Source organism: Streptacidiphilus sp. P02-A3a, from assembly GCF_014084105.1.
Taxonomy (GTDB): Bacteria; Actinomycetota; Actinomycetes; order Streptomycetales; family Streptomycetaceae; genus Streptacidiphilus.
The window spans coordinates 1,943,706-1,969,882 of record NZ_CP048289.1 but is presented as its reverse complement, the minus strand read 5'-3'; the positions used below and the strand labels follow the sequence as shown (position 1 = coordinate 1,969,882).

Sequence of the window (26,177 nt, the reverse complement as noted above, 5' to 3'; positions counted from 1 at the left end):
AAAGCCGCCACCGAATATTCACACGTCGGCACCGGGCGGACTTGTTCCGTTCACGCCATGCATACGCCACAGTTTCCGGCATGGCACACCGTGCTTCTCGCCCGTAACCACCTGGTTGCCACGGGCCGCTCAAGCCTGCCCGCCCCACACCTGGAGACCGCGTGTCACCCCTCTCACGCCGTACCTTCCTCGGTTCCGCTGCCGCCCTGAGCGCGGCCATCGGTCTTGAGGTCCTGCCCGGAAGCGAGCCCCGCGCCGCCGCGGCGGCGAACACCACCGGCAGGATCACCGACGTCAAGCACGTGGTGGTGCTGATGCAGGAGAACCGGAGCTTCGACCACTACTTCGGCAGTCTGCAGGGCGTACGCGGCTTCTCCGACCGCTCGGCCATCGCCATCGCGGGCGGCTACTCGGTCTTCAACCAGCCCAACGGCTCCGGACGGCAGTACCCCTGGCAGCTGAGCGACACCGCGAGCGCCGACAGCCAGGCTCCGGAGACCCTCGCCCAGTGCGACGGCTCCCTGGACCACGGCTGGTCCACCCAGCACGAGGCCTGGGACAGCGGCAAGATGGACGACTGGGTCTCCGCCAAGGGCTCGGTGCGCACCATGGGCTACCTCAGCCGCTCCGACATCCCGTTCCACTACGCCCTGGCCGATGCCTACACCGTCTGCGACGCGTACCACTGCTCGATCCTGTCCGCGACCGGCCCGAACCGCACCTACCTGTGGTCCGGCGAGATCGACCCGGCGGGCGCCGCGGGCGGCCCGGCCTACGACGGCGGCTCCGAGTCCGGCCTGAGCTGGCAGACCTACGCCGAGACCTTGCAGAACGCCGGGGTCAGTTGGAAGGTCTACCAGAACGCCTCCGACAACTTCGGCGACAACGCACTGGCCTACTTCAATCAGTTCGCCAACGCGTCCACCAGCAGCACGTTGTACCAGCGGGGCATGGCGTCGGTCCCGTCCACCGGCAACACCCCCGTCGACATCGCCAACGCCATCGCCGCCGACGCCAAGGCGGGCACGTTGCCGCAGGTCTCCTGGGTGGTGGCCAACCAGAACACCAGCGAGCACCCGGACGCCCCTCCCGGCAACGGCGCCTACTTCATCGACCTGGTGCTCCAGGCCCTGGCGTCCGACAGCGCCGTGCTCGACTCCACCGTGCTGTTCCTCAACTACGACGAGAACGACGGCTTCTTCGACCACGTGCCGCCGCCCGCCGCGCCCTCGGGCACCACCGGCGAGTTCTACTCCGGCGAGAACATCGGCCTCGGCTTCCGCGTGCCCATGCTGGTCGTCTCGCCCTGGTCGCGCGGCGGTTGGGTGGACTCCCAGGTCTACGACCACACCTCGGTGATCCGCTTCCTGGAGAGCTGGACCAGCGCCCTGGGCACCCCCGCCAACTGCCCCAACATCAGCGCCTGGCGGCGCCAGGTCTGCGGCGACCTCACCGGCGCCTTCGACTTCGCCGCCCCGGTCTACGGCCTGCCGACGCTGCCGAGCACCGGCATCGTGCTGGCCCAGACCTCCTGCGACCCGCTGCCCAACCCGGCCCCGGAGACCAACGCGCTGCCCGCGCAGGAGAGCGGCACCCGCTCCGCCCGCGCCCTGCCGTACCAGCCCAACGGCTCGGTGGACCACTTCGAGTTCGACGCGAACAACAAGATCCTGCTGTGGCTGAAGATGTCCAACGAGGGCGCGGTCGCCACCAGCGCCGCCCACTTCGCCGTCTACGCCAACGCCAACCGCAGCGGCGGCCCCTGGCAGTACACCGTCCCCGCGTACAACGCCGCCACCCAGACCAACGGCACCGCCGGGGACTACTACAACATCGGCTCCGGGTACGGGAACGGCGCCTACGACTTCACCATGATCGGCCCCAACCGCTTCCTGCGGCACTTCGCCGGCAACGCCACCACCATCGGCAAGAACCTGGAGACCACCAGCTCCTACGCGGTCAGCTCCAGCACCGGCGACCTCGCGGTCTGGTTCACCATGACCAACGCCGCCGCCTCCGGCAAGACCGCGGTCTTCACCATCACCTCCACCAACTACCGCGGCGACGGCCCCTGGACCTACACCGTCCCGGCCGGGGGCAGCACCAGCGACTACTTCAACGCCGTCGCCTATGACAACGGCTGGTACGACTTCACCGTCACCAACAACCTCGACCCCGCCTGGTCCCGCCGCTTCACCGGCCACCTGGAGACCGGCGCGACCAGCGTCACCGGCTGACGCCCGGCGGGCCCGGACCACCCCTGGTCCGGGCCCGCGCGGGTCAGCTGGTGAGGGAGGAGCCGACGCCGCTGGTGGTGTCGCCGGTGTTGGCGGCCATGCTCTGGGCCAGGCTCTGGATCAGGGCGGCCGGGATCGGGACCGCGCCGGTGGGGGCGGTCGGCGCGGCGGCCTGGTCGTTGAAGCCCAGCGACAGCGGCAGGTGCTCACCGGCCTTGCCGTGCGGGTTGAGCTGCCAGAAGTCGAAGGAGACCTTGGACAGCGAGCCGTCCTTGCCGACGTAGAGGTCGGCCGAGACGTTCTTGTCCGGCACCCCGGTGGGCGCGGCCGTCGGGTAGGCACTGGCCAGGCCCGGGATCGCCTTGGCGACCGGCTCGAAGGCCTGCTGGACGCCCGCCGCCAGCTTCGCCTCGGAGCCCTGGACCACGATGTGGTCCTGGCCGTCGACGGTGCCCTGGTCCGACAGCGTCAGGTCCTGCTCGAACAGCCCGGTGAGCGCCGAGACCAGGTTGTTCCTGGTGCCCGTGCTGATGCTGGGAATCGAGGTCGGCAGCCCGGAGGCACCGGCGGCGGCCGAGTCGCCACCCAGGCCCTTGGCGACCTGGGCGAGCTGCTTGGGGTCGAGCGACACCCACTTGCCCTCGAACAGGTCCTTGAGCGGGGCGTACTGCGGCGGCATCTGACCGAGCCCGGCCTGCATCCCGGCGATGTCCTGGTTGGTACTGGCGTCGTCGCTGAGCGCCATCAGGTTGTCCAGGTCGACCCGCAGGTATTCGAGGCCGCCGACCATGCGCACCTCGAACAGCGACTTCTGGCCCCCGGCGTGGACTTCGAGGTCGACGCCGAGCGAGGGGTCCGTGGTCGGGTCGATCTCGCCGCCGGTGGTCCTGACGGACTTGAGCGCCTGGCTCAGCGGCTTGTCGGCGCTCAGGGTGAGCGTCGCGCCGAGTCCGGCGACGTTCTTGGCGTCCACCATCTTCATCGCGTCGGAGGTGCCCTGGTCCAACGAGACCAGTTGGGCGGCGGTGGCGTCCAGGGAGAAGGAGACGGAGAGGGAGTCGCTGTCGCCGAGCTTGTCGAAGGCCGTGCTGACCTTCTCCGCCGTGGTGAGCTGCTTCACCGCGCCACAGGCGGCGACACCGCCGACCATGGCGACGCTGCAGGCGAGAACGAGAGTGGCCGTGCGTATACGGGTAATCGTGGGCTCCTTGTTTTGCCACCGACCGATCAGATCGGGCGATGTCTCCTGTTCAGGAGCCTAGCGACGAAGAGTCACATTACCGTTGGCGGATTGTCACGCGCTCGTCTCAGGATTACCGCGGACCATCGCGGACCACCGCGGACTTCGAATGGAATTCAGCCGATATAAACGGACTCATTGTCATATACACCCGCGCATGCGCGAACGGGCGCTGCTGGTGCCACCACCCGTACCGTCGAGTAGGGTCCAGACCGACAGACGCGGGGACCGGCGCGGAGCCGTCGGCGAGCAGGGAGAGCAGCGGATGACGGAGACGGAGCGGACGGCGGCTGCCCCGGCGGCCGAGGTACTGGCGGCGTTCGAGGCCGCGACCGGCTTCATGCCCGTCGACGAGGGGCTGGCCCTGTACGCGGCGGCGGTCGGGGCGGCGCGGGACACCAACCTGCCGCTGCTGGAGGTCGGCAGCTACTGCGGACGCTCGACCATCCTGCTCGCGGACGCGGCCCGGCAGGCCGGGACGCTGGCGCTGACGGTCGATCACCACCGCGGCTCGGAGGAGCAGCAGCCCGGCTGGGAGTACCACGACGCCTCGCTGGTCGACCCGGAGGTCGGCCGGATGGACACCCTGCCCCGGTTCCGGCGGACCCTGTACGCGGCCGGACTTGAGCCGTACGTGGTCGCCCTGGTCGGCCGGTCGCCGCAGGTCGCGGCGGTGTGGGGGGCGCCGCTCGGACTGGTGTTCGTGGACGGCGGGCACACCGACGAGCACGCCACCGCGGACTACGAGAGCTGGGTGCCGCATCTGGCCGCCGACGGGCTGCTGGTCATCCACGACGTCTTCCCGGATCCGGCGGACGGCGGCCAGGCGCCGTACCGGATCTACCTGCGGGCGCTGGCGGAGGGGTTCGCCGAGGTGTCGGCGCACGGGTCGCTGCGGGTACTGCGCCGGGGCTGAACGCGGCCGCGGGTCAGCGGCCCGGATCGACGTGCGGCCCCGGGCGGGCCCGGTTCGGTACGGTGGCCGAAACAGCCAGGTGATGGGCGGGGAGGGCCAGCCGTGTCCGACACGGACGACAGCACACCGGCGGTGTGGGATCCCACCGCGCGCGGCGGCGCGGGCGGCTGGGTCCGCCGCGGTACGACCGCGCGGGCCGACGTCCCGGATCCGGCGCGGGGGCCGTCCGGGCCCGCCGGGCGCGGGGCGGCGACGGCGCCGCTGCCCCGGGTGCCGGGGCAGGCGGAGGAACCCGAGCCGACACTGGCGCGCCCCCACCCCACGGCGGCCCCCGGGGACGGCGCGCCGTCCCCGGAGCAGACCTACCGGCCGACGTCCGGGCAGACGCGGCCACCCGGCTACGTCCGGCCCCGCCACCCGCGCCCCGCGCCCGGGCAGCCGGGCGACGCCGAGCCGCGGCCGCCGGTCGCGGCGGAGCCCCCGGCGGCGGACGACCGGCGGCGGCTGCGCCCGGCGCTGCTGCTGCTGGCCGGGGTGGTGGTCGTGGCGCTGGTCGGCGGGTTCGCGGTACGCGGCCTCGGGGGCGGTCCGGCGAAGCAGCCCGGCGCCCTCGCCCCGGCGCCCTCGGTGACCGCCCCGGGCGCCGGAGCGACCGCCCCGCCCGCGACCGCCGGGGCCACCTCGACCGCGTCCACCGGCCCCGGTACCCCGCCGAGCGGCAACCCGAGCGCCAGCGCGCCCGGCGGCGGCGGTGACGGCGGTGACGGCCGGGCCGAGGCCACCGCCGTGGACCAGCTGCTCGGGTTGAGCTCGTCCGCCGGTCAGCAGATGACGGACGCGGTGGCGCAGGTGTCCCAGTGCCAGAACTCGGCCTCGGTGACCGCCGCCCAGGCCGCGCTGACCCAGGCCGCCGCCGCCCGCCGGGCGATGGTGACCCGGCTGGCCGCGCTCGACGTGAGCCAGGTGGCGGGCGGCGCGCCGGCGGTGCAGGTGCTCGGCAGGGCCTGGTCGGAGTCGGCCACCGCCGACACCGACTACGCCCGCTGGGCCGGGGCGATGGCCAAGGGCGGCTGCACCGCCGACAGCGCGCCGCAGGACTCGGACTACGCCGATGCCGAAACCCAGAGCGGGCTCGCGACCACGGACAAGAACGCGTTCATAGACGTGTGGACGCCCATCGCCATGCAGTACGGCCTGCCCACGAGGACCGCGGATGCCATCTGACCACCCCCTGGACCGGTACGACCCGCCCGGCGGCTCCCCCGCCCGGGGCGCCCGGGCGCTGACGCTGGTGATCGTCCTGGCCGCGCTGGTCCCGCTCTGCTTCGCCGGTTGGCTGGGCTGGCACGCGCTCGCCGCCGACGGGCGGAGCCACCCGGTCACGGCCGCCGCCCCGGACGGACGCACCGCGTCGCCCCGGCCCACCGCGAGCAGCGCCGCGAGCAGCGCCGCCAGTACCGCCGCGAGCCCCGCCGCCGGTACTGCCGCCGGTACCTCCGCCAGTGCCGCCGCGCCCGGCGGCAGCGCGCCCGCCGCCGCGCCGAAGGCCGCCGCGCTGCCGCTGACCGGGAAGGTCGTGGTGATCGACCCCGGCCACAACCCGGACAACTACCTCCACCCGGACCAGGTCAACGCGCTGGTGCAGGTCGGCAACGGCAGCAAGGCCTGCGACACCACCGGGACCGAGACCGACGCGGGCTACCCGGAGGCCGACTTCACCCTGGACGTGGCCCGCCGGGTGCGGACCGTGCTCCAGGCCGAGGGCGCCACAGTGGTGTTCACCCAGGACGGCAACCTGCCGTGGGGGCCGTGCGTCACCCAGCGCGCGGAGATCGGCAACGCGGCCCACGCGGACGCGGCGCTGTCCATCCACGGCGACGGCGCGGGGGCGGACGACCACGGCTTCCATGTGATCCTGCCCGCCGTGGTGGTCGGGGGCGGCGCCGACACCCGGCCGATCGTCGGGCCCTCCCGGACCCTCGGCCTGGACCTGCGGTCGGCCTTCCACACGGCCACCGGCGAACCCTTCGCCAGCTACGTCAACCAGGGCACCGGCCTGGACGTCCGCAGTGACCTGGGCGGACTCAACCTGTCGACGGTACCGAAGGTGTTCATCGAGTGCGGGAACATGCGCAACGCCACCGACGCGGGCCGGATGACCTCGGCCGCGTGGCGGCAACTGGCCGCCCAGGGAATCGCCTCAGGTCTCCGCGCCTTCCTGCTGCACCAGAATTGACACGCTTCCCCAGCTGACCACATCCGCAGCGCTCACCCCGTACGCTATGGCCGGTCCGACCATCATCACTCAGAGAGGGCTCGACTCGGTGAACCTCCGAACCGTCACCAGGGGGGACGCCGCGCTCGCGTTCGCGGCTCTCCTCCTGCTGATCTCCTCGTTCCTGCCGTTCTTCACGCTGAACTCGGCGATCTGCGCGCAGGCCGGGATCAGTTGCTCGACCAGCGCCTGGGACACCGGCAGCTTCCCGCTGCTGCCCTCGGTGTTCCTGCTCGGGATCATAGGTGCGCTGCTGGTCGTCCTCGCGCACCTGCGGCCGACCAACGCCCCCGGCCCGGCCGGGATCTCGCTCGGCAACTGGGGTGCGGTGCTCACCGTCGCCGCGTTCTGGTCCGCCCTGTGGTCGCTGTTCGGCGGCGGCAGCGACGTGAGCATCGGCGCGGGTGCCTATCTGGGCTTCCTGGGGACGCTGATCGCGGCCGGTGCGGCGCTGGCGGGCCCGATGGTGCCGGCGCTGGCCGCGCCGCTGCTGCCGGCCGCGGCGCCGGTGCAGGGCGGCTACCCGCAGGGGCAGCCCGGCGGGCTCTACCACGGCCAGCCGGTGCAGCAGGGCCACCCCGGCCAGCCGTTCAGCGGACCGCAGCAGGGCGGCTACGGCTACCCGCAGCAGCCGGCGCAGACCGGGCAGCCGGAGGGGCAGCAGCAGCCGCACGGGTACGGCTACCCGCAGCAGGGGCTACAGCAGCCGGACCAGCCCAGCCAGGGCTACGGCGCCCCGCTCGCCGCGCCCGCGCCGACCCCGACCCCGACCCCGGCGCCCACGCCCGCTCCCGCTCCCGCTCCCGCTCCCGCTCCCGCTCCCGCTCCGGAGGACGCCGCTCCGCCGCAGCGTGACCGGGCCACGGCCATACTGAAGGCGGTCCAGCCCGAGGCCGCGTCAGCCCCCGAGCCCGAGCCCGCGCCCGAGCCCGCCGCCGAGGCGGTCGAGCCGGCCGCGGAGCCCGCGCCGGTCGCCACGCCGGAGCCCGCGCCCTCGTTCGCGCCGTTCTGGTTCGCGGTCCCGGCCGTCCGCACGCTCGCCCCCGAGCACGGCGCCGGAGCCCCGGTCGGCGAACTGGTCCCGGGCACCTGGTACCTGGCGATCGCGCAGTCCGGCGACGCGCTGCTCACGCAGACCCAGGAGGGCAAGCGCGGGCTGCTGCACGACACCACGGGCATCCAGCGCGGCTGACCGGGTCGGCGACCCGGCGGCACGCACAACCTCGGCCGCGGGCCGGGACGGTGAGCAACCGTCCCGGCCCGCGGTCCGTTGCGGAGCCACGGCGGACGGCCTACTCTCACCCCCAGGGATCTGACGGAGCATCAGATACAGGGGGTTCCCGGCATGCGGCTCGGTCTGGCACTCGGCTACTGGGGCGCGGCCCCCGCCACCGGATTCGTGGAACTCGCGCAGGAGGCCGAACGCCTCGGCTACGACTCGGTGTGGACCGCCGAGGCCTGGGGCTCCGACGCGTTCACCCCGCTCACCTGGATCGCCGCGCACACCAGCCGGATCCGGCTGGGCACCGCCGTCGCCCAGATGGCGGCCAGGACGCCGACCGCGACCGCGATGCACGCGATGACCCTGGACCACCTGTCCGGCGGCAGGTTCATGCTCGGCCTCGGCCTGTCCGGGCCGCAGGTCGTCGAGGGCTGGTACGGCAGGCCCTTCCCGCGCTCCCCGCTCACCTCCGTCCGCGAGTACGTCGACATCGTCCGCCAGGTGCTGCGCCGGGAGAAACCGGTGGCCCTGGACGGGAGTTACCATCCGCTGCCGTACCACGGCCCGGACGCCACCGGGCTCGGCCGACCGCTGAAGCCGATCCTGCACCCGCTGCGGGCGGACGTGCCGATCCTGCTCGGGGCCGAGGGCCCCAGGAACGTCGCGCAGACCGCGCGCATCGCCGACGGCTGGCTACCGCTCTACTACTCCCCCTTCGCCCCCTTCACCGGGGCGACGGCCGGGGCCCGCCCCGGCTTCGTGGTGGCCCCGCTGGTCCAGGCCCGGGTCTGCGCGGACGTCACCGCCGGACTGGCGCCGATCCAGGCCATGCTGGGCTTCTACATCGGCGGCATGGGCAGCCGGGGACGCAACTTCCACGCGGACCTGATGGCCCGGATGGGCTACCAGGCCGAGGCCAGCCGGATCCAGGAGCTGTTCCTGGCCGGACGCCGGGCGGAGGCGGTCGCCGCCGTCCCGCTCGCCTTCGCCGACGAGATCTCACTGGTCGGCCCGCGCGAGCGGATCGCCGAACGGTTGACGGCGTGGCGGGCCGGGCCGGTGACCGACCTGCTGGTCACCGCCCGCGACCCGCTGACCCTGCGGACCCTGGCCGAACTGGTGCTCTGAGCGTCCGCACCGGCGCCCGCCGCCACCGCACCGGCCAGTTTCCAGGGGCCGGAACCGGGCAGGCGTGCCGCATGAGTGGAATAACCCGCTTGATCGCCATCGTGGCCAACCTGGCAGCACTGATCCTGATCGTCTGGATCGTGCTGTACCTCTTCGACACGAGTACCGGCAACTCCTTCGTCCACTGGATCCAGCAGGCGTCGGACTGGCTCGCGACCTGGTCGAAGAACCTCTTCAACGGTGTTCACAACGACAAGGTGCGCACCCTGCTGGCCTTCGGCCTGCCGGCCGTGGTCTACGCACTGGTCGGCAACGCGCTCCACCAGGGAGCCCGTCGAGTCAGCTGACCAGGCGTCACCATCGCTGCTGAACCTGGGAGTTGACTAGGAGCAGCAGTCGACGGTCAGTCCCGGCGGGAGGCTGTCACCACCGAAGACGGTGGTGGTGGCCTCGTCCCCGCCGAGCGCGGCCACCGCGAGCAGCAGCGCGCCCGCCGTCCAGGTGGTGCGTTCCTCGGGCCAGACCGCGTCGTCCTCGAACACGTACCCGGTCCAGTAGCCGCCGTCCGCGTGGCGCAGGTGCTGGATGGCGCGCAGGATCTCCACCGCGCGGTCGGACTCGCCCACCGCCCACAGGGCCAGGGCGAGTTCGGCGCTCTCGCCACCGGTGACCCAGGGCCGGTCGGCGACGCAGCGCACGCCCAGGCCGGGCACCACGAAGCGGTCCCAGTCGCGGTCGATCCGCTCCTTGGCGGCGGCGCCGCGCAGCGCGGTGCCGAGGACCGGGTAGTACCAGTCCATCGAGTAGCGGTCCTTGTCGAGGAACAGCTCGGGGTGCCCGCTGATCGCGTGGGCGAGCCGACCGGCCGCCAACTCCCAGTCCGGCTGCGGCTCTTCGAGGTAGTCGGCGATGGCGAGGGCGCACCGCAGCGCGTGGTGGACGCTGGAGCTGCCGGTGAGCAGCGCCTCGTCCGGCGCGTTGCCGTCCTCGTCGCGCCGCCAAGAGACGCTGCCGTCGGCGCGTTGCAGGCCGACCACGAAGCCGATGGCCCGGGCGACGGTGGGCCACAGCTCTTCCAGGAAGGCGTCGTCGCCGGTGGTGAGGTGGTGGTGCCAGGCCCCGACCGCGATGTAGGCGCAGAAGTTGGATTCCCGGTTGCGGTCGGTCACCGCGCCGTCGGTGTAGGCGGAGTACCAGGAGCCGTCCGGGTTCTGATGCCGCATCAGCCAACGGTAGGCGGCCTCGGCGGCGGCGTGCTCACCGGCCACGTCCAGCGCCATGGCGGCCTCGGTGTGGTCCCAGGGGTCGAGGTGGCCGCCCTGGAACCAGGGGATGGCCCCGTCCGGGCGCTGGTCCGCGAGGATGCTGCGGACGGTCGCGGCGGCCTGCCCGGCGTCGAGCACGCCGGGCAGGACCAGGACCTCCGGGACGGCTACCGGGCCCGTGCCCGCCGTCACCCGAGCCCCTGCGCGACGCCGACGGAGGGGTGCTGCGGCTTGGTGGCGTAGGCCACGAAGCTCTTGCCGATGACCGGGTTGAGCGCGGCCTCGGCGGCGCGGGTGATCCGGCTGATCACCGGGGTCCCGACGATGTCCCAGACCAGCAGCTGGTGGTAGGCCTTGACCGGCAGCGCCTGGTCGTTGTCGACGCCCAGGGCGCACTTGATCCACCAGTACGGGGCGTGCAGCGCGTGCGCGTGGTGCTGCCCGTAGGGGGTGAGCCCGGCGCCGCGCATCTTCTCGACCAGTTCGTCGCCCTTGTAGATGCGGATGTGACCGCCCTCGACCTCGTGGTACGCGTCGGACAGCGCCCAGCAGATCTTCTCCGGCAGCCAGCGGGGGACGGTGACCGCGATCGAGCCGCCGGGCTTGAGCACCCGGACCATCTCCGCCAGCACGCCCTTGTCGTCCGGGATGTGCTCCATCACCTCGGAGATGATCACCTTGTCGAAGGTGTCGTCGGGGAAGGGCAGCGCCAGCGCGTCGCCCTCCATGGCGATCGCGGACGCCCCGGCCGGGGCCTCGCCCTCCTGCTCCATGGCCGCGAACCAGCGCCGGACCTCGCGGATCTCCTCGGCGTTGCGGTCCAGGGCGACGACCCGGCCGCCACGCCGGTACACCTCGAAGGCGTGTCGGCCGCCGCCGCAGCCCAGGTCCAGCACCCGGTCGCCGGGGGCGATCGGGAATCGTGAGAAGTCGACGGTCAGCACGGTCGGGGGGCTCCATTCACTGTGTCCGGGGAGGCAGCGGTGAGGGTCGGACAATGACCAGAAGGACGGGGACCAGAAGGACGGGGACCAGAAGGACGGGGACCAGAGGGGCGGGACCAGAGGGGCGGGACCGGCGGCGGACCGGCGCGGCGCCGGTTACACGTAGCGCCAGCCGTCGCCCGCGCGGGCGCGCTGCCCGATGCCGGTGGCGATGGCCTCGCGGTAGCGCTCCACGGTGAGCTCGGCGGCCCGCTCCCAGGTGAACCGGGCCAGTACCCGCTCGCGTCCGGCGGCGCCGATACGGCGGCGCAGGCCCTCGTCGTCGAGCAGTCGGCCGAGCGCGGCGGCGAGCGCGCCCGGGTCGGCCGGGGGTACCGCCAGGCAGGTCTCACCGTCGGGTCCGGCGACCTCGGGGATGGCGCCGCCGGTGGTGGCCACCAGCGGGGTGCCGGTGGCCATGGCCTCCGCCGCGGGCAGCGAGAAGCCCTCGTAGAGGGAGGGGACGCAGGCGACCTGGGCGCTGCGGACCAGGTCCACGAAGGCCGCGTCGTCGATGCCGCCGCGGAACTCGACCGCGTCCTCCAGGCCCAGCCGCCGGATCGTTTCCGCGACCGGCCCGTCGTCACGCCGTCCGCCGACCACGACCAGGTGCGCGTCGCGCTCGGTGCGCACCTTGGCCAGCGCCTCGACCAGGTGCACCAGGCCCTTCAGCGGGACGTCCGCGCTGGAGGTGGTGACGATCCGCCCGGGGACCTCGGCGACCGAGGGGTCCGGCGACCAGAGCCGGACGTCCGCGCCGATCGGCACCACGTGCACCCGCTCCGGGTGCACGCCGAGGTGCAGGCTGATCTCGCGGCTGGAGCTCTGCGAGACGGTGAGCACCGAGTCGAGCCGCCGGGCGACCCGCCGCTGCATCCGGGTGAAGCCGTACCAGCGGCGGACCGACAGCTGCCGCAGCAGGCTTCCGGCGGCGGCCAGGTCCAGCTCGCGGTCGACGGTGACCGGGTGGTGCACGGTGGTGACCAGCGGGAAGCCGATCCGGTCCAGGCCGAGCAGGCCGTAGCCGAGGGTCTGGTTGTCGTGGACGACGTCGTACCGGCCCCGGTGCAGGGCCAGGTGGCGGCGGGCGCGGAGGCTGAAGGTCAGCGGCTCGGGGAAGCCGCCGGTGCGCATGACCGCGTACTCCAGCAGGTCGACCGGGCCCCGGTACTCCGACAGTCCCGGGTTCCGGAACGGGTCCGGCTCGCGGTAGAGGTCCAGGCTGGCGATCTCGGTGAAGCCGAGGCGTCCGGTGGAGCCGGGCTCGGCGGCGTCCAGCACCGGGTAGGGCTGCCCGCCGAGCACGTCGACGTCGTGCCCCAGTCTGGCCAGCTCACGCGACAGGTGGCGGACGTAGACGCCCTGGCCACCGCAGAACGGGTTGCCCTTGTAGGAGAGCAGGGCGATCCGCAGCGGCCGGTCAGCCGACACACGGTCGCGCGCAACAGTGGTCACCTGGGGTCGTCTCCTCCGCGAGAACCTGCAAAAACCGCTGATCAGTCAGTACCGTCGTGTTGTCCGCGCCACCAGCTCCGGGTACTCCCGACAGCCGTCCTCGTCAGGGTAATCTAGAACACGTTCCAATGATGGAGCAGTTGAAGACCTTGAGGTTACCGGCCCGTAGTGGTGCTCTCGGGGGCAGGGCGGGTGATTCGCGCCACCCTGCCGCTCTGCGCCATCATGGGCGACGCCGGACGGCCGAGGACTCCGGCCGCCCGTGCATTCCGGGGCGCCGACCGACCCGGGGTGCCGGCAGCCCCGGGGCGCCAGCAGACGGGGGGACCGCACGTGACCACCAACCCCAGGCCCTCCACACCGCCGCTGACGGAGCGGCAGGAGGCCCGCCGCCGCCGGATCCTGCACGCGGCGGCCCAGCTCGCCTCGCGCGGCGGCTTCGACGCGGTGCAGATGCGCGAGGTCGCCGAGAGCTCCGGGGTGGCCCTGGGCACGTTGTACCGCTACTTTCCGTCAAAGGTGCACCTGCTGGTGGCGACCATGCAGGACCAGCTCCAGCTGACCCAGGACGCGGTGCGCAAGCATCCGCCGGTCGGCGACACACCCGGGGCCCGGGTGACCGAGACGCTGATGCGCACCTTCCGCGGCCTGCAGCGCGAGCCGCAGCTGGCGGAGGCCATGGTCAGGGCGCTGACCTTCGCCGACCGCTCGGTCAGCGCCGAGGTGGACCAGGTCACCCGGCTGACCACGGCGCTGATCGTGGACGCCATGGGCGCCGACCTGCCGCCGAGTCGCGACCAGCTGGCGGCCGTTCGGGTGATCGAGCACACCTGGCACTCGGCGCTGGTCAGCTGGCTCTCCGGGCGGGCGTCGATCGCCCAGGTCCGGATCGACCTGGAGACCGCCTGCCGCCTGCTCGGCGAGTAGGCCCGACCGGTGCCGACCGCGGGGCTCACTCCTCGGGCGGGAAGACCGGTTCGCCGGTGCCGGACAGCAGCAGCGTGATCGCCTCGACCGGGCAGCCCTCGGCCGCGGCCAGCAGCGCCTCGGAGGCGTCCGCCTCCGCCCGGGCCGGGTGCGACTGCCGGGCCGCGTCCAGCAGGAAGCCGTCCGGCGCGGCGGCGGCGCACAGCCCCGAGCCGATGCACAGCGACCGGTCCACCTCCACCCGCCACCGGTCGCCCATCAGGCCTCGCCGCCCGCCGTCGGCGGCTGGTAGCCCTGCGGGAGGCAGACGGTCTGGTACTCCAGGAAGCCCGCGAACGCCTCCGGGCCGAACTCGCGGCCGATGCCGGAGTTCTTGAAGCCGCCGAAGGGCCCGTTGAAGTCCAGCCCGAAGGTGTTCACCGAGTAGGTGCCGGTGCGCACCCGGCGGGCGACCTCGATGCCGTGCCCGACGTCGCCGCACCAGACGCTGCCGGACAGGCCGTAGTCGGAGTCGTTGGCCATCCGCACCGCGTCCGCCTCGTCCTCGTAGCCGATCAGGCAGATCACCGGACCGAAGATCTCCTCGCGGGCGACCCGCATCCGGTTGTCGACCTCGCCCAGCAGCGTCGGCTCGACGTACCAGCCGGTGGGCTGGTCGGCGGGGGCGCCGCCACCGGCGAGGACCTTGGCGCCCTCCTCCTGGCCGATCCGGATGTAGTCGAGGCTGCGCTGCCGCTGGCGGCGGGCCACCAGCGGGCCGACGGTGGTGGCCGGGTCCAGCGGGTCGCCGGTGACCAGCCCGCCGATCGCGGCGACCAGCCGCTCGGCGGTCTCCTGGTAGCGGCCGCGGGCGGTGAGGATCCGGGTCTGCGCCACGCAGGCCTGGCCGTTGTTCATGAAGGCGGAGCCGATCAGGCCGGGCACGGCGGCGTCCAGGTCGGCGTCGGGCAGCACGATCGCGGCGGACTTGCCGCCGAGTTCCAGGGTGACCCGGGTGAGGTTGCGCGAGGCGACCTCCATCACCCGCCTTCCGGCGGGGACGGAGCCGGTGAACGAGACCTTGTCGATGCCGGGATGGCCCACCAGGTACTCGCTGACCTCGCGGTCGGCGGGCAGGACGCTGAGCACGCCCTCGGGCAGCCCGGCGTCACGGCAGATCTCGGCCAGCAGGTAGGCGTCCAGCGGGGTCTCCGGCGAGGGCTTGAGCACCACCGCGCAGCCGGAGATCAGCGCCGGGGCGAGCTTGGCCGCCGCGACGAACTGCGGAACGTTCCACGGGACCACGGCGGCCACCACGCCGACCGGGGTGCGGCGCACCAGCAGCGGGTTGAGCACCCCGGCCCGGTGCTCCTCGAAGACCAGGCCGCGGGCGGTGGCGATGGCCGCGTCCCAGATCATCATCGGACCGTAGGCCTGGGCCAGGATGCTCCAGGAGTACGGGGAGCCGTTCTCCGAGCTGATGCAGCGGGCGATCTCCTCGGCGCGGGCGGCGATGCCGTCCTTGATCCGGGCGCAGACGGCCAGCCGCTCCTCCAGCGGCAGCCGGGGCCAGGGGCCCTCGTCGAAGGCCCGGCGGGCGACCGCGACCGCGCGGTCGACGTCCGCCCGGGCGGCGTGCGGCACCCGGCCGATGACCTGCTCGGTGTGCGGCGAGACCACCTCGATGACCTCGGTCCCGGCCGGAGCGACCAGTTCCCCGCCGATGACGAGCTCGCTGTACTCCACTACCCCGGTCATGTCCGGACTCCCTACTGACGGGTTGTCATCATTGACCCTCCATAGAACTGATACCAGTTCTAGTTATCGGGGGCAACGGCCATGCAGTAGGCTCCCCGACTAGTTCCGATTCGTTGCATCATGAACAGAACGCGTTCTAGTCCTGGTACTGGCGGGCGTTCGCTCGTGCTCGCCGACCCGGCGGGAGAGGACGGCAGCATGCCCGCCGAGGAGCCCGGCCCCGAGCAGTCCGATCCCCAGCTGTCCGGCCCCGAGCAGTCCGCGCCCGACCGGCTGGCCTGGCGCGGCCGGACGCTGCCGCCGGTGCAGCGGCTCGGCGGCGGGGTGTGGAGCATCCCGGTGCCGATCCCGGACAACCCGCTGCGCTACACGCTGGTGTACGCGCTGGAGACGGAGCGCGGCCCGGTACTGGTGGACACCGGCTGGGACGACCCCACCGGGCGCGCCGCGCTGGCGGACGGGCTCGGGGCGGCCGGTTTCGGCCTGGCCGAGGTCCACGGCATCCTGGTCACCCACCACCACCCGGACCACCACGGCCTGTCCGCGCACGTCCGCGAGCAGTCCGGCGCCTGGATCGCCATGCACGGCGCGGAGGCGGCCGTGGTCCGGGCGATCGCCGGGGCTCCCGCGTCACGCTGGATCGACCGGATGGCCCGGTCGATGCGGCACGCGGGCGTGCCGGAGGAGCACCTGGCGGCCCTGCGCGGCCTCGGCGGCTCCCCCACGGACGACCGCGACGGCGCCGGCGGCACCGACCGCGACGGCGGCACCGGCGGCGGCACGGACAGGGCCGCCGACGACGACGCCCACGCGCGCCGGAGCGGCGTCGCCCTGGCCGACGCGCTGCCCGACCGCGAGCTGGCGCACGGCGAATCGGCCGGGGTCCCCGGGCGCGACGTGCGGGTGCTGTGGACTCCGGGGCACACCCCCGGGCATGTCTGCCTGTATCTCGACGAACCGGGCCGCCCCAGTCGACTGCTCTCCGGTGACCACCTCCTTCCCACGATCAGCCCTGTGGTCAGCCTCTACCCGGAGAACCCGGGCGATGAGCCGACCGATCCGCTCGGCGACTACCTCGACTCGCTGGAACGCATCGCCGCCCTCGCGCCGCAGGAGATCCTGCCCGCGCACCAGTACCGCTTCACCGACGCGCCCGCGCGCGTCCGGGCGCTGCTCGACCACCACGCGGACCGGTTGGCCGAGCTGCACGTAGCACTCAAGCACGGACCACTGACACTCTGGCAGGCCGCGCAGGGCATGCACTGGAACCGGCCGTGGTCCGAGCTCGGCTTCCTGGCCCGCCACCTGGCGCTCTCCGAGGCCGCCGCGCACCTGCGGCGGCTGGTCAGGACCGGTCTCGCCGAGGAGGTCCCGGGCACCGACCCGGCGCTGCACCGGGCGCTGTGAGCGGCCGCGGCGGGCGGGCCCGGGCCGCGGAGCCGGACCCCGGGGCTGGCCGACGGCCGCTCAGGGCCGACGGCTACAGTGTCCCGACAACTTGATCGCGTCCTGGCAGGGAAACCGGTGCGAGCGGCCCCGTCGAGGTCCACGGATCGCCCACCACTCCCGAAAGGCACTGCCCACCATGCTCAGCGCCGCCCGCATCAGCGCCATCGCCCTGACCGCCGCCGTGTTCACCGCCACCGCCGCGCCGGCCTTCGCCGCCGGAAGCGCCGCACCGACGCCGGGCATCATGGGCCTCGACCTCCCGAGCGCGACGCTGAGCGGCGCGGCACCGACGGCCGGCGCCAGTGCCGCCCCCAGCGCCAGTGCCAGTGGCGCCGCCAGCGCCAGTGCCAGTGCCAGTGCCAGTGCCAGTGCCAGTGCCAGTGCCAGTGCCCCGACGAGTGCGGCCGCGAGCGCCGCCCCGCTGCCCGCCGGGCTGTACGGCGCCACCTCCCCCACCTACGACGCGGTCTTCCGGCAGGGCCTGAGCCTGATGGCGCTGCGCGCCGAAGGGGTGACCCCGGCCGTCTCCGCCGTCTCCTGGCTGACCGGGCAGCAGTGCGCGGACGGCGGCTGGGAGTCCTACCGGGCGGACCCGGCCAAGCCCTGCACGCCCTCCCAGGAGGACAGCAACAGCAGCTCGATGGCCGTGCAGGCGCTGGTCGCCGTCGGCGGCCAGGACGCCGCCGTGAGCCGGGCCGTGGCCTGGTACCGGAAGATCCAGAACCGGGACGGCGGCTGGTCCTACAACCCGGGCACCGCCAGCGACGCCAACTCCACCGGGCTGGCCGTCTCCGCGCTGGAGGCCGCCAGGACCGACCCGGGCACCGTGGTCAAGGACGGCCGCAGCGGCATCCAGGGCCTGGACTCGTTCCAGCTCGGCTGCTCCGCCCCGGCCGCCCAGCAGGGCGGGTTCGCCTACCAGCCGAGCGGCAGCGGCAAGCTGGTCGCCAACGACGCCGCCAGCGCGCAGGCCGCGCTGGGCGCGGCGGGCGGGTTCCTGCCCGGCCCGGGGGCGACCGGCCCGGCGGCGACCGGGGCCGCCGCGGCCACCCCCTCGGCCGACTGCTCCGACTCCAAGCAGGCCGCCGCCCAGTACCTGGCGAAGCGGATCGCCGCCGGCGGCGCCCACATCTCGGCGGCGCTCGCGGGCGCCTCGGCCGCCCCCGACTACTCCAGCACCGCCTGGGCCGCGCTCTCGCTCGCCGACGACGGCTGGTCCGCCCCGGCCGCGAGCGCGGTGCAGTGGCTGCGGGAGAACGGCGAGGCGTGGATCCAGGGCCAGAACGGGGTGCCGCTGTCCTCCGCGCTGGCACTGCTGATCCTGGACGCCCGGGCGACCGGCCTGAACCCGCACGAGTTCGGCACCACCGACCTGGTCGCCCAGCTGATCGCGATCGGCCCCGCCCCGGCGGCCACCCCGGCCGCCGTTCCGAGCACCCCGGCCGCCGCCGCGAACGTCGCGGCGAAGTCCAGCGGCAAGGGCCTCTCGCCGTGGTGGATATTCGCCGCGGTCCTGGTCGCCGCCATCGCCGGTGGGACCCTGTTCAGCTACAACCGGGCCAAGGGCAAGCGTTCATGACATTCCGTCAGATTTTTTCGGCAGTGATCCTGGCAGCGGCGGCACTGCTGCTGTCCGCGGTCCCCGCCTCCGCCGCCAGCTACCGCTACTGGGCGTTCTGGGAGGGGACCGGCAACGGCTGGACGTACCAGCAGTCGGACCCGAACACGTTCGTCCCGGCCGACGGCTCGGTGGACGGCTGGCGCTTCGGCGTCAGCAGCGGCAGCGACGACACCGCGAAGCCGCGCACCGCGCCGGACTTCGCCACCGCCTGCGCCCACACGCCCGCCGTCAGCGGCAAGAAGCGGGTCGCGGTGGTGATCGACTACGGGACGGCCGCCGACGCCGGTACCGGCGCCGTCCCGCCCGCCACCGTCGTCCGCTGCGTGACGCTGGCCGCGGACTCCAGCTCCGCGCAGCTGCTGGCGGTGTCCGAGCCGCCGCTGCGCTATGACGCCAGCGGCATGCTCTGCGCCATCTCCGGCTACCCGCAGAGCGGTTGCGGCCAGGTCGTCAGCGGCAGCGGCACCGCCGCCGCCGCGAGCAGCAGCCCCGGGGCCGCCCCGGTGGTCATCCGCGGGAAGGGCCAGAAGACGGTGAGCTGGATCATCGGCGCGATCCTGATCGCCGGTCTCGGCTGGTTGAGCTTCCGGCGGACCCGCCGCAGGCGCGACTGACACCCCGCCCGCCGACCCCGCCGCTCCGTCCGCCCCCGCACCGGGCGGTCGGCAACGATCAGCACCGTCAGGACGTCTCACCATGCGCACGCCGCCGCCCACCAGGCACCTCCATCCGGGTGCCTGGTGGCTGTGGGCCCTCGGGCTGGCGACGGCCGCCTCCCGCACCACCAACCCGCTGCTCCTGCTGCTGATCGCGGCCGTCGCGGGCCACGTGGTGGCGGCCCGCAGGACCGACGCGCCGTGGGCCCACGCCTACGGCGTCTTCCTCAGGCTGGGCCTGCTGGTGCTGCTGATCCGGATGGTGTTCTTCGCCGTCCTCGGCTCGGACATCCCCGGCACCCACGTCCTGGTCACCCTGCCCCGGGTGCCGCTGCCCGACTGGGCGCACGGCGTGCAGATCGGCGGGCCGGTCAGCCTCGAAGGGCTGCTGTTCGCGTTCTACCAGGCGCTGATGCTGGCCGTGCTGCTGGTCTGCGTGGGCGCCGCCAACGCCCTGGCCAACCCGGCCAGGCTGCTCCGCTCGCTGCCCGGCGCGCTGTACGAGGTCGGGGTCGCGGTGGTGGTCGCGCTCACCTTCGCGCGGAACCTGGTGTCCGACGTGCAGCGGCTGCGCGCCGCCCGCCGCCTGCGCGGACGCACCGAGCGCGGCGCGAGAGCACTGCTCACCATCGGGATCCCCGTTCTCGAAAGCGCGCTGGAACGTTCCGTCAGCCTGGCCGCCGCGATGGACACCCGGGGCTTCGGCCGCACCGCCGACGTCCCCGCCGCCGTCCGCCGGACCACCGCCGCGCTGACGCTCACCGGGCTGCTCGGCGTCTGCGTCGCCGCCTACGGGCTGCTCGGCGCGGACGGCACCGCCTGGGCGCTGCCGCTGCTGGCCGCCGGGGTGGTCGCCGCCGTCGCCGGACTGCTGCTCGGCGGGCGGCGGGCGGTGCGCAGCCGCTACCGCCCCGACCCGTGGGCGCTGCGGGAGTGGCTGGTCGCGGGCTCGGGCGTGGCGGTGGCGGCGGTCATGCTGTCGCTGGGCCCCTCGTTCACCGACGCGCTGAACTCGCCGGTGGTACCGCTGGCCGTCCCCTCGCTGCCGCTGCTCCCGGCGGTGGCGGTGCTGGCGGGGCTGCTCCCGGCGGTCGCCGCGCCGCACCCGCCCCGGCGGCCACCGGCCGCTCCCCGGCCGAAGGGAAACCGATGATCACCTTCGAACAGGTCTCCGTCAGCTACCCGGACGCCCCCGCTCCGGCCCTCAGCGGGGTCGACCTCACCGTGCCCGAGGGCGAGCTCTGCCTGCTGGTGGGGCCCTCCGGCGCGGGCAAGTCCACCCTGCTCGGCGCGGTCAGCGGACTGGTGCCGCACTTCACCGGCGGGGTGCTGCACGGCCGGGTCACCGTCGCCGGACGCGACACCCGCAGCCACCGTCCGCGCGACCTGGCCGACGTGGTCGGCACCGTCGGGCAGGACCCGCAGGCGCACTTCGTCACCGACACCGTCGAGGACGAACTCGCCTACGGCATGGAGTCGCTGGGCCTGGCCGCGGACGTGATGCGGCGCCGGGTCGAGGAGACGCTGGACCTGCTCGGCCTCGCCGAACTGCGGGACCGGCCGCTGTCCACGCTCTCCGGCGGGCAGCAGCAGCGGGTCGCCATCGGCTCGGTACTGACCGTGCATCCCAAGGTGCTGGTGCTGGACGAGCCCACCTCCGCGCTGGACCCGGGCGCGGCCGAGGAGGTGCTGGCGGTCCTGCAACGGCTGGTGCACGACCTCGGCACCACCGTGCTGCTGGCGGAGCACCGGCTGGAGCGGGTGGTGCAGTACGCCGACCAGGTCATCCTGCTGCCCGGCGGCGGCCGGGCCCCGGTCTGCGGCGCGCCCGCCGAGGTGATGGCGGCCTCCCCGGTGCATCCGCCGGTGGTGGCGCTGGGCCTGGTGGCGGGCTGGTCCCCGCTGCCGCTGTCGGTCCGCGACGCCCGCCGCCGGGCCGCCCCGCTGCGCACCCGGCTCGCCGAGGCCGCGGCCCGCGCCGAGGCACGGGCCGGAGCCGAAACCGCGACCCCGGCGGCACGGCGGCCCGGGACGCAGCCGGTGGCCACGGTCAGCGGGCTCGGCGTGCGCCGGGACGCCGTCGAGGCGCTGCGCCGGGTGGACCTGCGGTTGCACCCGGGCGAGATCACCGCGCTGATGGGCCGCAACGGCTCCGGCAAGTCCACCCTGCTCGGCTCGCTGGTCGGGCTGCACGCGCCCGGCAGCGGCCGGATCGAGGTAGGTGGGCTGACCCCGCACCGGGTGAAGCCGGTCGCCCTGCTGCCGCACGTCGGCCTGGTCCCGCAGGAGCCGCGCGACCTGCTGTACTGCGACAGCGTCAGCGCCGAGTGCGCGGCGGCCGACCGCGACACCGGCTCGGCGCCGGGCAGTTGCCGGGCGCTGGTGGAGCGGCTGCTGCCGGGCATAGCCGACGGCGTCCACCCGCGCGACCTGTCCGAGGGCCAACGGCTCACCCTGGCGCTGGCGGTGATCCTCACCGCCCGCCCGGCGCTGATCCTGCTGGACGAGCCCACCCGGGGCCTGGACTACGCCGCCAAGGCCCGACTGGTTGACATCCTGCGGGAGTTGGCCGAACAGCGACACGCGATTCTGATGGCTACTCATGACGTGGAACTGGCAGCCGAGTTGGCACACCGAACGGTGATCATCGCCGAGGGCGAGCTGGTCGCCGACGGGCCCACCGCCGAAGTCGTGCTCTCCTCACCGGCGTTCGCCCCGCAGGTGGCCAAGATACTGAGCCCGGAGCCCTGGCTGACGGTCCGCCAGGTCACCGCGGCGCTGCGGGAGGAGCTCCGATGACCGCCAGCGCCCGGATCACCGCCGGGGCCCGGTCGACCACCGGCGCCGACCTGGCCCGGCCGGTCCCGGTGGGCCGCCGCTCCACCGCCCTGCTGCTGCTCACCGCCGTGATCGGGGTGGTCGCCTTCGGCTGGCCGCTGCTGGCCGCGCCCGGCTCCGGCCTGGCCCACTCCGGCGACGCCCCGTGGCTGTTCGCGGGCCTGCTGCCGCTGCTGCTGGCGGTGGTGGTGGCGCAGCTCAGCGAGGGCCGGGTGACCAGCGGCGGCCAGGCCGGTCTGGAGGCGAAGTCGGTCGCGCTGCTCGGGGTGCTGGCCGCCGCCGGGGCGGCGCTGCGACCGCTGGGCGCGGGCACCGCCGGTCTCGAACCGCAGTTCTTCCTGATGGTGCTGTCCGGGCGGGTACTCGGGCCCGGCTTCGGCTTCGTCCTCGGCAACGTCTCGATGTTCGCCTCCGCCCTGCTCACCGGCGGGGTCGGCCCGTGGCTGCCGTTCCAGATGCTGGCCATGGGCTGGGTCTGCCTCGGCGCCGGGCTGCTCCCGGGCCCCGGCACCCTGCGCGGACGCCGCGAGCTGTGGCTGCTGGCGGTCTACGGCGCGCTCTCGGCCGAGCTGTACGCGCTGGTGATGGACCTCCAGGGCTGGCCCTACATCGCGGGCCTGGGCAGCGGCATCTCCTTCGTCCCCGGCGGCTCGCTGCGGACCAACCTGCTCCGCTTCCTCACGTACCACCTGACCACCGGCATGGCCTGGAACATCACCCGGAGCACGCTGACCGCCGTGCTCTGCCTCAGCCTGGGCCGCCCGCTGCTGCACGCGCTGCGCCGGGCCTCCCGCCGGGCCGCCTTCGACGCCCCGATCGCGTTCGTCCCCCCGACTGAACCGGCCGCGCCGGCCGCGCCCCCGGAGCCCGGCGGCTGACCGTTTGATGGCCGCGGGCGCGGCTACCTACGATGATCGGTATGACAAGCACAGCCGCGACGGCGGCGAACCGCCCGCATCCGCTGCTGCGGGTGCTGCTCGACGCGGCGGACGGCCGGTTCCCGCCGGTGGACGGCGCGGTCACGGTGCTGCCCGGGCTCGGCCGGGGGCTGTCCTGCTCGGTCGCGTTCACCGGCCACGCGGTGGTGGCCACCGACCTCCCGGAGGCCGAGGTCCGCGCCCACCGGCCGAACGGCTTCGGCGGCTCGATGGCCCCGGACTTCCTGCTGCTGCTGGCCGGGGCGGACCACGTGATCGGCGAGGTCGACGTCATGCTGATGGCCCGGGGCAGCGGCGGGTCACCGAAATTGACGCGGCGTCAGGATGCGGAGCAGACCCACCGGGTCCGCTACGCGCGCCAAGTCCGGACCCAGGTACAGGTGTTCGGCGACGAGCGGGGCTTCGTGACGCTCGCCGAGGGACTGGCCGGACGCCGCGAGCTCAGTGTCGAGCTGGAGCGCCCCGGCGCCGGTCTTGGCCGGTCACTGCTGGTGGACGCGCTCACCCTGGTCCCCGAGGGGGAGCCGCTGTTCGCGGCCGTCTCGCCGGGCAACGCCCGCTCGCTGCGGGCGTTCCTGGCGGCCGGTTTCGTGCCGCTCGGCAGTGAGTCGCTGATCCGCCCGGTCCAGGCCGACTGAGACCGGCCCCGCGGCCGCCGCGGGCCTCACAGCCGCTGCAGGATGGTCGCCGTCGCCAGCGCTCCCCCGGCGCACATCGTGACCAGCGCGAACTCCTTTCCGGTGCGCTCCAGTTCGTGCAGCGCGGTGGTGATCAGCCGGGCTCCGGTGGAGCCCACCGGGTGGCCCAGCGCGATCGCGCCGCCGTTGACGTTCACCCGGTCCAGGTCCGCGTCCATGACCTGGGCCCAGGACAGCACCACCGAGGCGAAGGCCTCGTTGATCTCGACCAGGTCCATGTCGGACAGCCGCATCCCGGCCTTGCCGAGCACCGCGCGGGTCGCGTCGATCGGCCCGTCGAGGTGGAAGTGCGGATCGGTGCCGACCACCGCCTGGGCGACGATGCGGGCGCGCGGGGTCAGTCCGAGGGCGCGCGCGGCGCGGCGCGAGGCCCACATCACGGCCGCCGCGCCGTCCGAGATCTGCGAGGCGTTCCCGGCGGTGTGGATGGCGGTCGGCATCACCGGCCGCAGCCCGGCCAGCGCCTCGGCCGAGGTGTCGCGCAGCCCCTCGTCCCGGTCGAACAGCCGCCACATGCCCTGCCCGGCCAGCTGCTCGGCCTCGGTGGTGGGCACCTGTACCGCGTAGGTCTCCCGCTTGAAGCGCTCCTCCGCCCAGGCCTGGGCGGCGCGCCGCTGCGACTCCAGGCCCAGCCGGTCCACGTCGGCGCGGGTCAGGCCGCGCCGCCGGGCGATCCGCTCGGCGGCCTCAAACTGGTTCGGCAGGTCCACGTTCCACTCGTCCGGGAAGGGCCGTCCCGGCCCGTGGGCCGAGGCGCTGCCGAGCGGCACCCGGCTCATCGACTCGACCCCGCAGGCGATGCCGACGTCGACCACCCCGGCCTGCACCATGTTGGCGACCATGTGGTTGGCCTGCTGCGAGGAGCCGCACTGGCAGTCGACGGTGGTCGCCGCCACCTCGTACGGCAGGCCCATGGCCAGCCAGGCGGTGCGCGCCGGGTTCATCGCCTGCTCGCCCGCGTGGGTGACCGTCCCGCTGACGATCTGCTCGACCACGTCCGGCTGGACGCCGGTGCGGGCCAGCAGTTCGCGGAAGGTCTCCCCGAGCAGGTAGGCGGGATGGAGGTTGGCGAGGGCCCCTCCGCGCCTGCCGATGGGGGTGCGAACTGCTTCGACGATGACGGGTTCAGCGGCCATGACTCGTCCTCCGGGCGCCCAGTGAACTCAAGAGAACTGATACACGTTCTACTTCTCAGTGCCTTTGTATTCGCTGCGCGCACACCGGCGCAAGGCTCTTGCACCGACTAGAACGTGTTACTACTGTCGGACGGAACATCTGACACAGCGTCAGCCAAACCGGAGGTCACCCCGGAGGCCCCGATGACCTGCCCCGCGCTGCCCGAAGGCTTCGACTTCACCGATCCGGACGTCAACCAGGCCCGGGTCCCGCTCCCCGAGTTCGCCGCGCTGCGCCGGACCGAACCGGTGCGCTGGATACCCCAGCGCCCGGGCACCACCGGCTTCGACGACGGCGGCTACTGGGCGGTGACCCGGCACGCCGACGTGAAGGAGGTGTCGGTCCACCCGGAGACCTTCTCCTCCGCCGCCAACACCGCGATCATCCGCTTCCACCCCGACATCGACCGCGCCGGTATCGACGGGCAGCGGGTGATGATGCTCAACATGGACCCGCCCGAGCACACCCGGCTGCGGCAGATCGTCCAGCGCGGCTTCACCCCGCGCGCCGTCAACGCGCTCAAGGGCGCCCTGCGCGACCGCGCCGAGCACATCGTCGCCGAGGCCCGGGAGCGCGGCAGCGGTGACTTCGTCCGCGACATCGCCTGCGAGCTGCCGCTCCAGGCGATCGCCGAGCTGATCGGGGTACCGCAGCAGGACCGCGCCCGGATCTTCGAGTGGACCAACCGGATGGTCTCCTACGACGACCCCGAGCTCTCGGTCACCCCGCAGGCCGGAACCGAGTCCGCGATGGAACTGATGATGTACGCCATGGGCATCGCCGAGGAGCGCAAGCGCTGTCCGGCGCACGACATCGTCACCCAGCTGGTCGGCGCCGAGGGGCAGGGCAACCTCGGCTCGGACGAGTTCGGCTTCTTCGTGCTGCTGCTCGCCGTCGCCGGGAACGAGACCACCCGCAACGCCACCAGCCACGGCATCCACGCCCTGCTCACCCGCCCCGAGCAGTGGCGGCTCTACCGGGAGCGCCGCCCGGCCACCGCCGCCGACGAGATCGTCCGCTGGGCCACCCCGGTGATGTCCTTCCAGCGCACCGCCACCCGGGACGTCGAACTGGGCGGCGCGAGGATCCGCGAGGGGCAGCGGGTCGGCATCTTCTACAGCTCCGCCAACAACGACCCCACGGTGTTCGACCGGCCCGAGGAGTTCGACATCCTCCGCGACCCCAACCCGCACCTCGGCTTCGGCGGCGGCGGACCGCACTTCTGCCTCGGCGCCAACCTCGCCCGGCTGGAGCTGGACCTGGTCTTCAACGCCATCGCCGACGCCGTCCCCGGCATCCGGCTCGCGGGCGAGCCCCGGCGGCTGCGCTCCGCCTGGCTGAACGGCATCAAGGAGCTGCCGGTCGAGTACGTCTGAGCCCCCGCCCGAGCCGCGTCCGACCGCCGCCCGCTATCCG

The 26,177-nt window shown here is 73.7% G+C and carries 23 protein-coding genes; 16 read left to right on the top strand and 7 right to left on the bottom strand.

Features of this window, described 5'->3' with window-relative positions:
- The first annotated feature begins 161 nt into the window (after positions 1-161).
- Positions 162-2,237 (top strand): phosphocholine-specific phospholipase C, encoded by a 2,076-nt coding sequence (locus tag GXP74_RS08920; RefSeq protein WP_182450864.1) that lies wholly within the window; start codon positions 162-164, stop codon positions 2,235-2,237.
- A gap of 43 nt (positions 2,238-2,280) precedes the next feature.
- Here the strand turns inward: GXP74_RS08920 and GXP74_RS08915 are convergent, their stop codons facing one another.
- Entirely contained in the window at positions 2,281-3,387 is a 1,107-nt protein-coding gene (locus GXP74_RS08915) for a hypothetical protein (RefSeq protein ID WP_182450862.1), read from the bottom strand.
- 355 nt (positions 3,388-3,742) lie between these two features.
- Here GXP74_RS08915 and GXP74_RS08910 point away from each other — a divergent pair, with 355 nt between their 5' ends.
- The 6 genes from GXP74_RS08910 (at position 3,743) to GXP74_RS08885 (ending at position 9,365) form a co-directional block, all read left to right on the top strand.
- Positions 3,743-4,393 (top strand): class I SAM-dependent methyltransferase, encoded by a 651-nt coding sequence (locus GXP74_RS08910; RefSeq protein WP_182450861.1) that lies wholly within the window; start codon positions 3,743-3,745, stop codon positions 4,391-4,393.
- A 102-nt stretch (positions 4,394-4,495) separates the two neighbouring features.
- Entirely contained in the window at positions 4,496-5,617 is a 1,122-nt protein-coding gene (locus GXP74_RS08905) for a hypothetical protein (protein ID WP_182450860.1), read from the top strand.
- The gene (locus GXP74_RS08900; RefSeq protein ID WP_182450858.1) at positions 5,607-6,629 is read left to right on the top strand and encodes an N-acetylmuramoyl-L-alanine amidase; all 1,023 of its coding nucleotides are present in this window, start codon (positions 5,607-5,609) and stop codon (positions 6,627-6,629) included. The genes GXP74_RS08905 and GXP74_RS08900 overlap by 11 nt, the downstream gene beginning before the upstream one ends.
- An 88-nt stretch (positions 6,630-6,717) precedes the next feature.
- Positions 6,718-7,860, top strand: a complete 1,143-nt coding sequence (locus GXP74_RS08895) for a hypothetical protein (RefSeq protein WP_182450856.1) — start codon at positions 6,718-6,720, stop codon at positions 7,858-7,860.
- Positions 7,861-8,013: 153 nt separating this feature from the next.
- Positions 8,014-9,018, top strand: a complete 1,005-nt coding sequence (locus tag GXP74_RS08890; RefSeq protein ID WP_182450854.1) for an LLM class F420-dependent oxidoreductase — start codon at positions 8,014-8,016, stop codon at positions 9,016-9,018.
- Between the two features lie 71 nt (positions 9,019-9,089).
- A complete protein-coding gene (locus tag GXP74_RS08885) occupies positions 9,090-9,365 on the top strand; it encodes a hypothetical protein (protein ID WP_182450852.1) in 276 nt (91 codons plus the stop codon).
- Between the two features lie 36 nt (positions 9,366-9,401).
- On the opposite strand, the gene GXP74_RS08880 is transcribed toward GXP74_RS08885, so the two are convergent.
- From GXP74_RS08880 to GXP74_RS08870, 3 genes are all read right to left on the bottom strand, one after another.
- Positions 9,402-10,421 carry a prenyltransferase/squalene oxidase repeat-containing protein gene (locus GXP74_RS08880; protein ID WP_182456299.1) on the bottom strand — a complete coding sequence of 340 codons (1,020 nt, stop codon included), beginning with the start codon at positions 10,419-10,421 and terminating at the stop codon, positions 9,402-9,404.
- A 50-nt stretch (positions 10,422-10,471) separates the two neighbouring features.
- A complete protein-coding gene (locus GXP74_RS08875) occupies positions 10,472-11,227 on the bottom strand; it encodes a class I SAM-dependent methyltransferase (RefSeq protein WP_182450850.1) in 756 nt (251 codons plus the stop codon).
- A 156-nt stretch (positions 11,228-11,383) separates the two neighbouring features.
- Positions 11,384-12,721, bottom strand: coding sequence for a glycosyltransferase family 4 protein (locus tag GXP74_RS08870; RefSeq protein WP_225447797.1), 1,338 nt, complete (start codon positions 12,719-12,721; stop codon positions 11,384-11,386).
- A gap of 333 nt (positions 12,722-13,054) precedes the next feature.
- On the opposite strand from GXP74_RS08870, the gene GXP74_RS08865 reads away from it, so the two are divergent.
- Positions 13,055-13,648: a TetR family transcriptional regulator gene (locus GXP74_RS08865; RefSeq protein ID WP_225447796.1), complete on the top strand. Its 594-nt coding sequence runs from the start codon at positions 13,055-13,057 to the stop codon at positions 13,646-13,648.
- Between the two features lie 25 nt (positions 13,649-13,673).
- Here GXP74_RS08865 and GXP74_RS08860 read toward each other — a convergent pair whose 3' ends face one another.
- Together GXP74_RS08860 and GXP74_RS08855 are read right to left on the bottom strand one after the other, a co-directional pair.
- Positions 13,674-13,907 carry a ferredoxin gene (locus GXP74_RS08860; protein ID WP_182450848.1) on the bottom strand — a complete coding sequence of 78 codons (234 nt, stop codon included), beginning with the start codon at positions 13,905-13,907 and terminating at the stop codon, positions 13,674-13,676.
- Positions 13,907-15,385 (bottom strand): aldehyde dehydrogenase, encoded by a 1,479-nt coding sequence (locus GXP74_RS08855; RefSeq protein WP_182450847.1) that lies wholly within the window; start codon positions 15,383-15,385, stop codon positions 13,907-13,909. The genes GXP74_RS08860 and GXP74_RS08855 overlap by 1 nt, the downstream gene beginning before the upstream one ends.
- A 198-nt stretch (positions 15,386-15,583) precedes the next feature.
- On the opposite strand from GXP74_RS08855, the gene GXP74_RS08850 reads away from it, so the two are divergent.
- The 7 genes from GXP74_RS08850 to GXP74_RS08820 all read left to right on the top strand — a co-directional run bounded on the left by GXP74_RS08850 (position 15,584) and on the right by GXP74_RS08820 (position 23,525).
- The gene (locus GXP74_RS08850; protein ID WP_182450846.1) at positions 15,584-16,792 is read left to right on the top strand and encodes an MBL fold metallo-hydrolase; all 1,209 of its coding nucleotides are present in this window, start codon (positions 15,584-15,586) and stop codon (positions 16,790-16,792) included.
- 178 nt (positions 16,793-16,970) lie between these two features.
- Positions 16,971-18,413: a hypothetical protein gene (locus GXP74_RS08845; RefSeq protein ID WP_182450845.1), complete on the top strand. Its 1,443-nt coding sequence runs from the start codon at positions 16,971-16,973 to the stop codon at positions 18,411-18,413.
- Entirely contained in the window at positions 18,410-19,069 is a 660-nt protein-coding gene (locus GXP74_RS08840; RefSeq protein ID WP_182450844.1) for an SCO2322 family protein, read from the top strand. The genes GXP74_RS08845 and GXP74_RS08840 overlap by 4 nt, the downstream gene beginning before the upstream one ends.
- Before the next feature lie 82 nt (positions 19,070-19,151).
- Positions 19,152-20,264, top strand: a complete 1,113-nt coding sequence (locus GXP74_RS08835; RefSeq protein WP_182450843.1) for a CbiQ family ECF transporter T component — start codon at positions 19,152-19,154, stop codon at positions 20,262-20,264.
- Complete coding sequence (locus GXP74_RS08830; protein ID WP_182450842.1) at positions 20,261-21,910, top strand: ABC transporter ATP-binding protein; 1,650 nt, start codon at positions 20,261-20,263, stop codon at positions 21,908-21,910. Before GXP74_RS08835 ends, GXP74_RS08830 begins: the two co-directional genes overlap by 4 nt.
- Entirely contained in the window at positions 21,907-22,827 is a 921-nt protein-coding gene (locus GXP74_RS08825) for an ECF transporter S component (protein ID WP_182450841.1), read from the top strand. Before GXP74_RS08830 ends, GXP74_RS08825 begins: the two co-directional genes overlap by 4 nt.
- Before the next feature lie 41 nt (positions 22,828-22,868).
- Positions 22,869-23,525, top strand: a complete 657-nt coding sequence (locus GXP74_RS08820; protein ID WP_182450840.1) for a hypothetical protein — start codon at positions 22,869-22,871, stop codon at positions 23,523-23,525.
- Between the two features lie 26 nt (positions 23,526-23,551).
- Here GXP74_RS08820 and GXP74_RS08815 read toward each other — a convergent pair whose 3' ends face one another.
- A complete protein-coding gene (locus tag GXP74_RS08815; protein ID WP_182450839.1) occupies positions 23,552-24,721 on the bottom strand; it encodes a steroid 3-ketoacyl-CoA thiolase in 1,170 nt (389 codons plus the stop codon).
- Positions 24,722-24,904: 183 nt separating this feature from the next.
- Between GXP74_RS08815 and GXP74_RS08810 the strand changes: the two genes are divergently transcribed.
- The gene (locus tag GXP74_RS08810; protein ID WP_182450838.1) at positions 24,905-26,137 is read left to right on the top strand and encodes a cytochrome P450; all 1,233 of its coding nucleotides are present in this window, start codon (positions 24,905-24,907) and stop codon (positions 26,135-26,137) included.
- Positions 26,138-26,177: the final 40 nt, after the last annotated feature.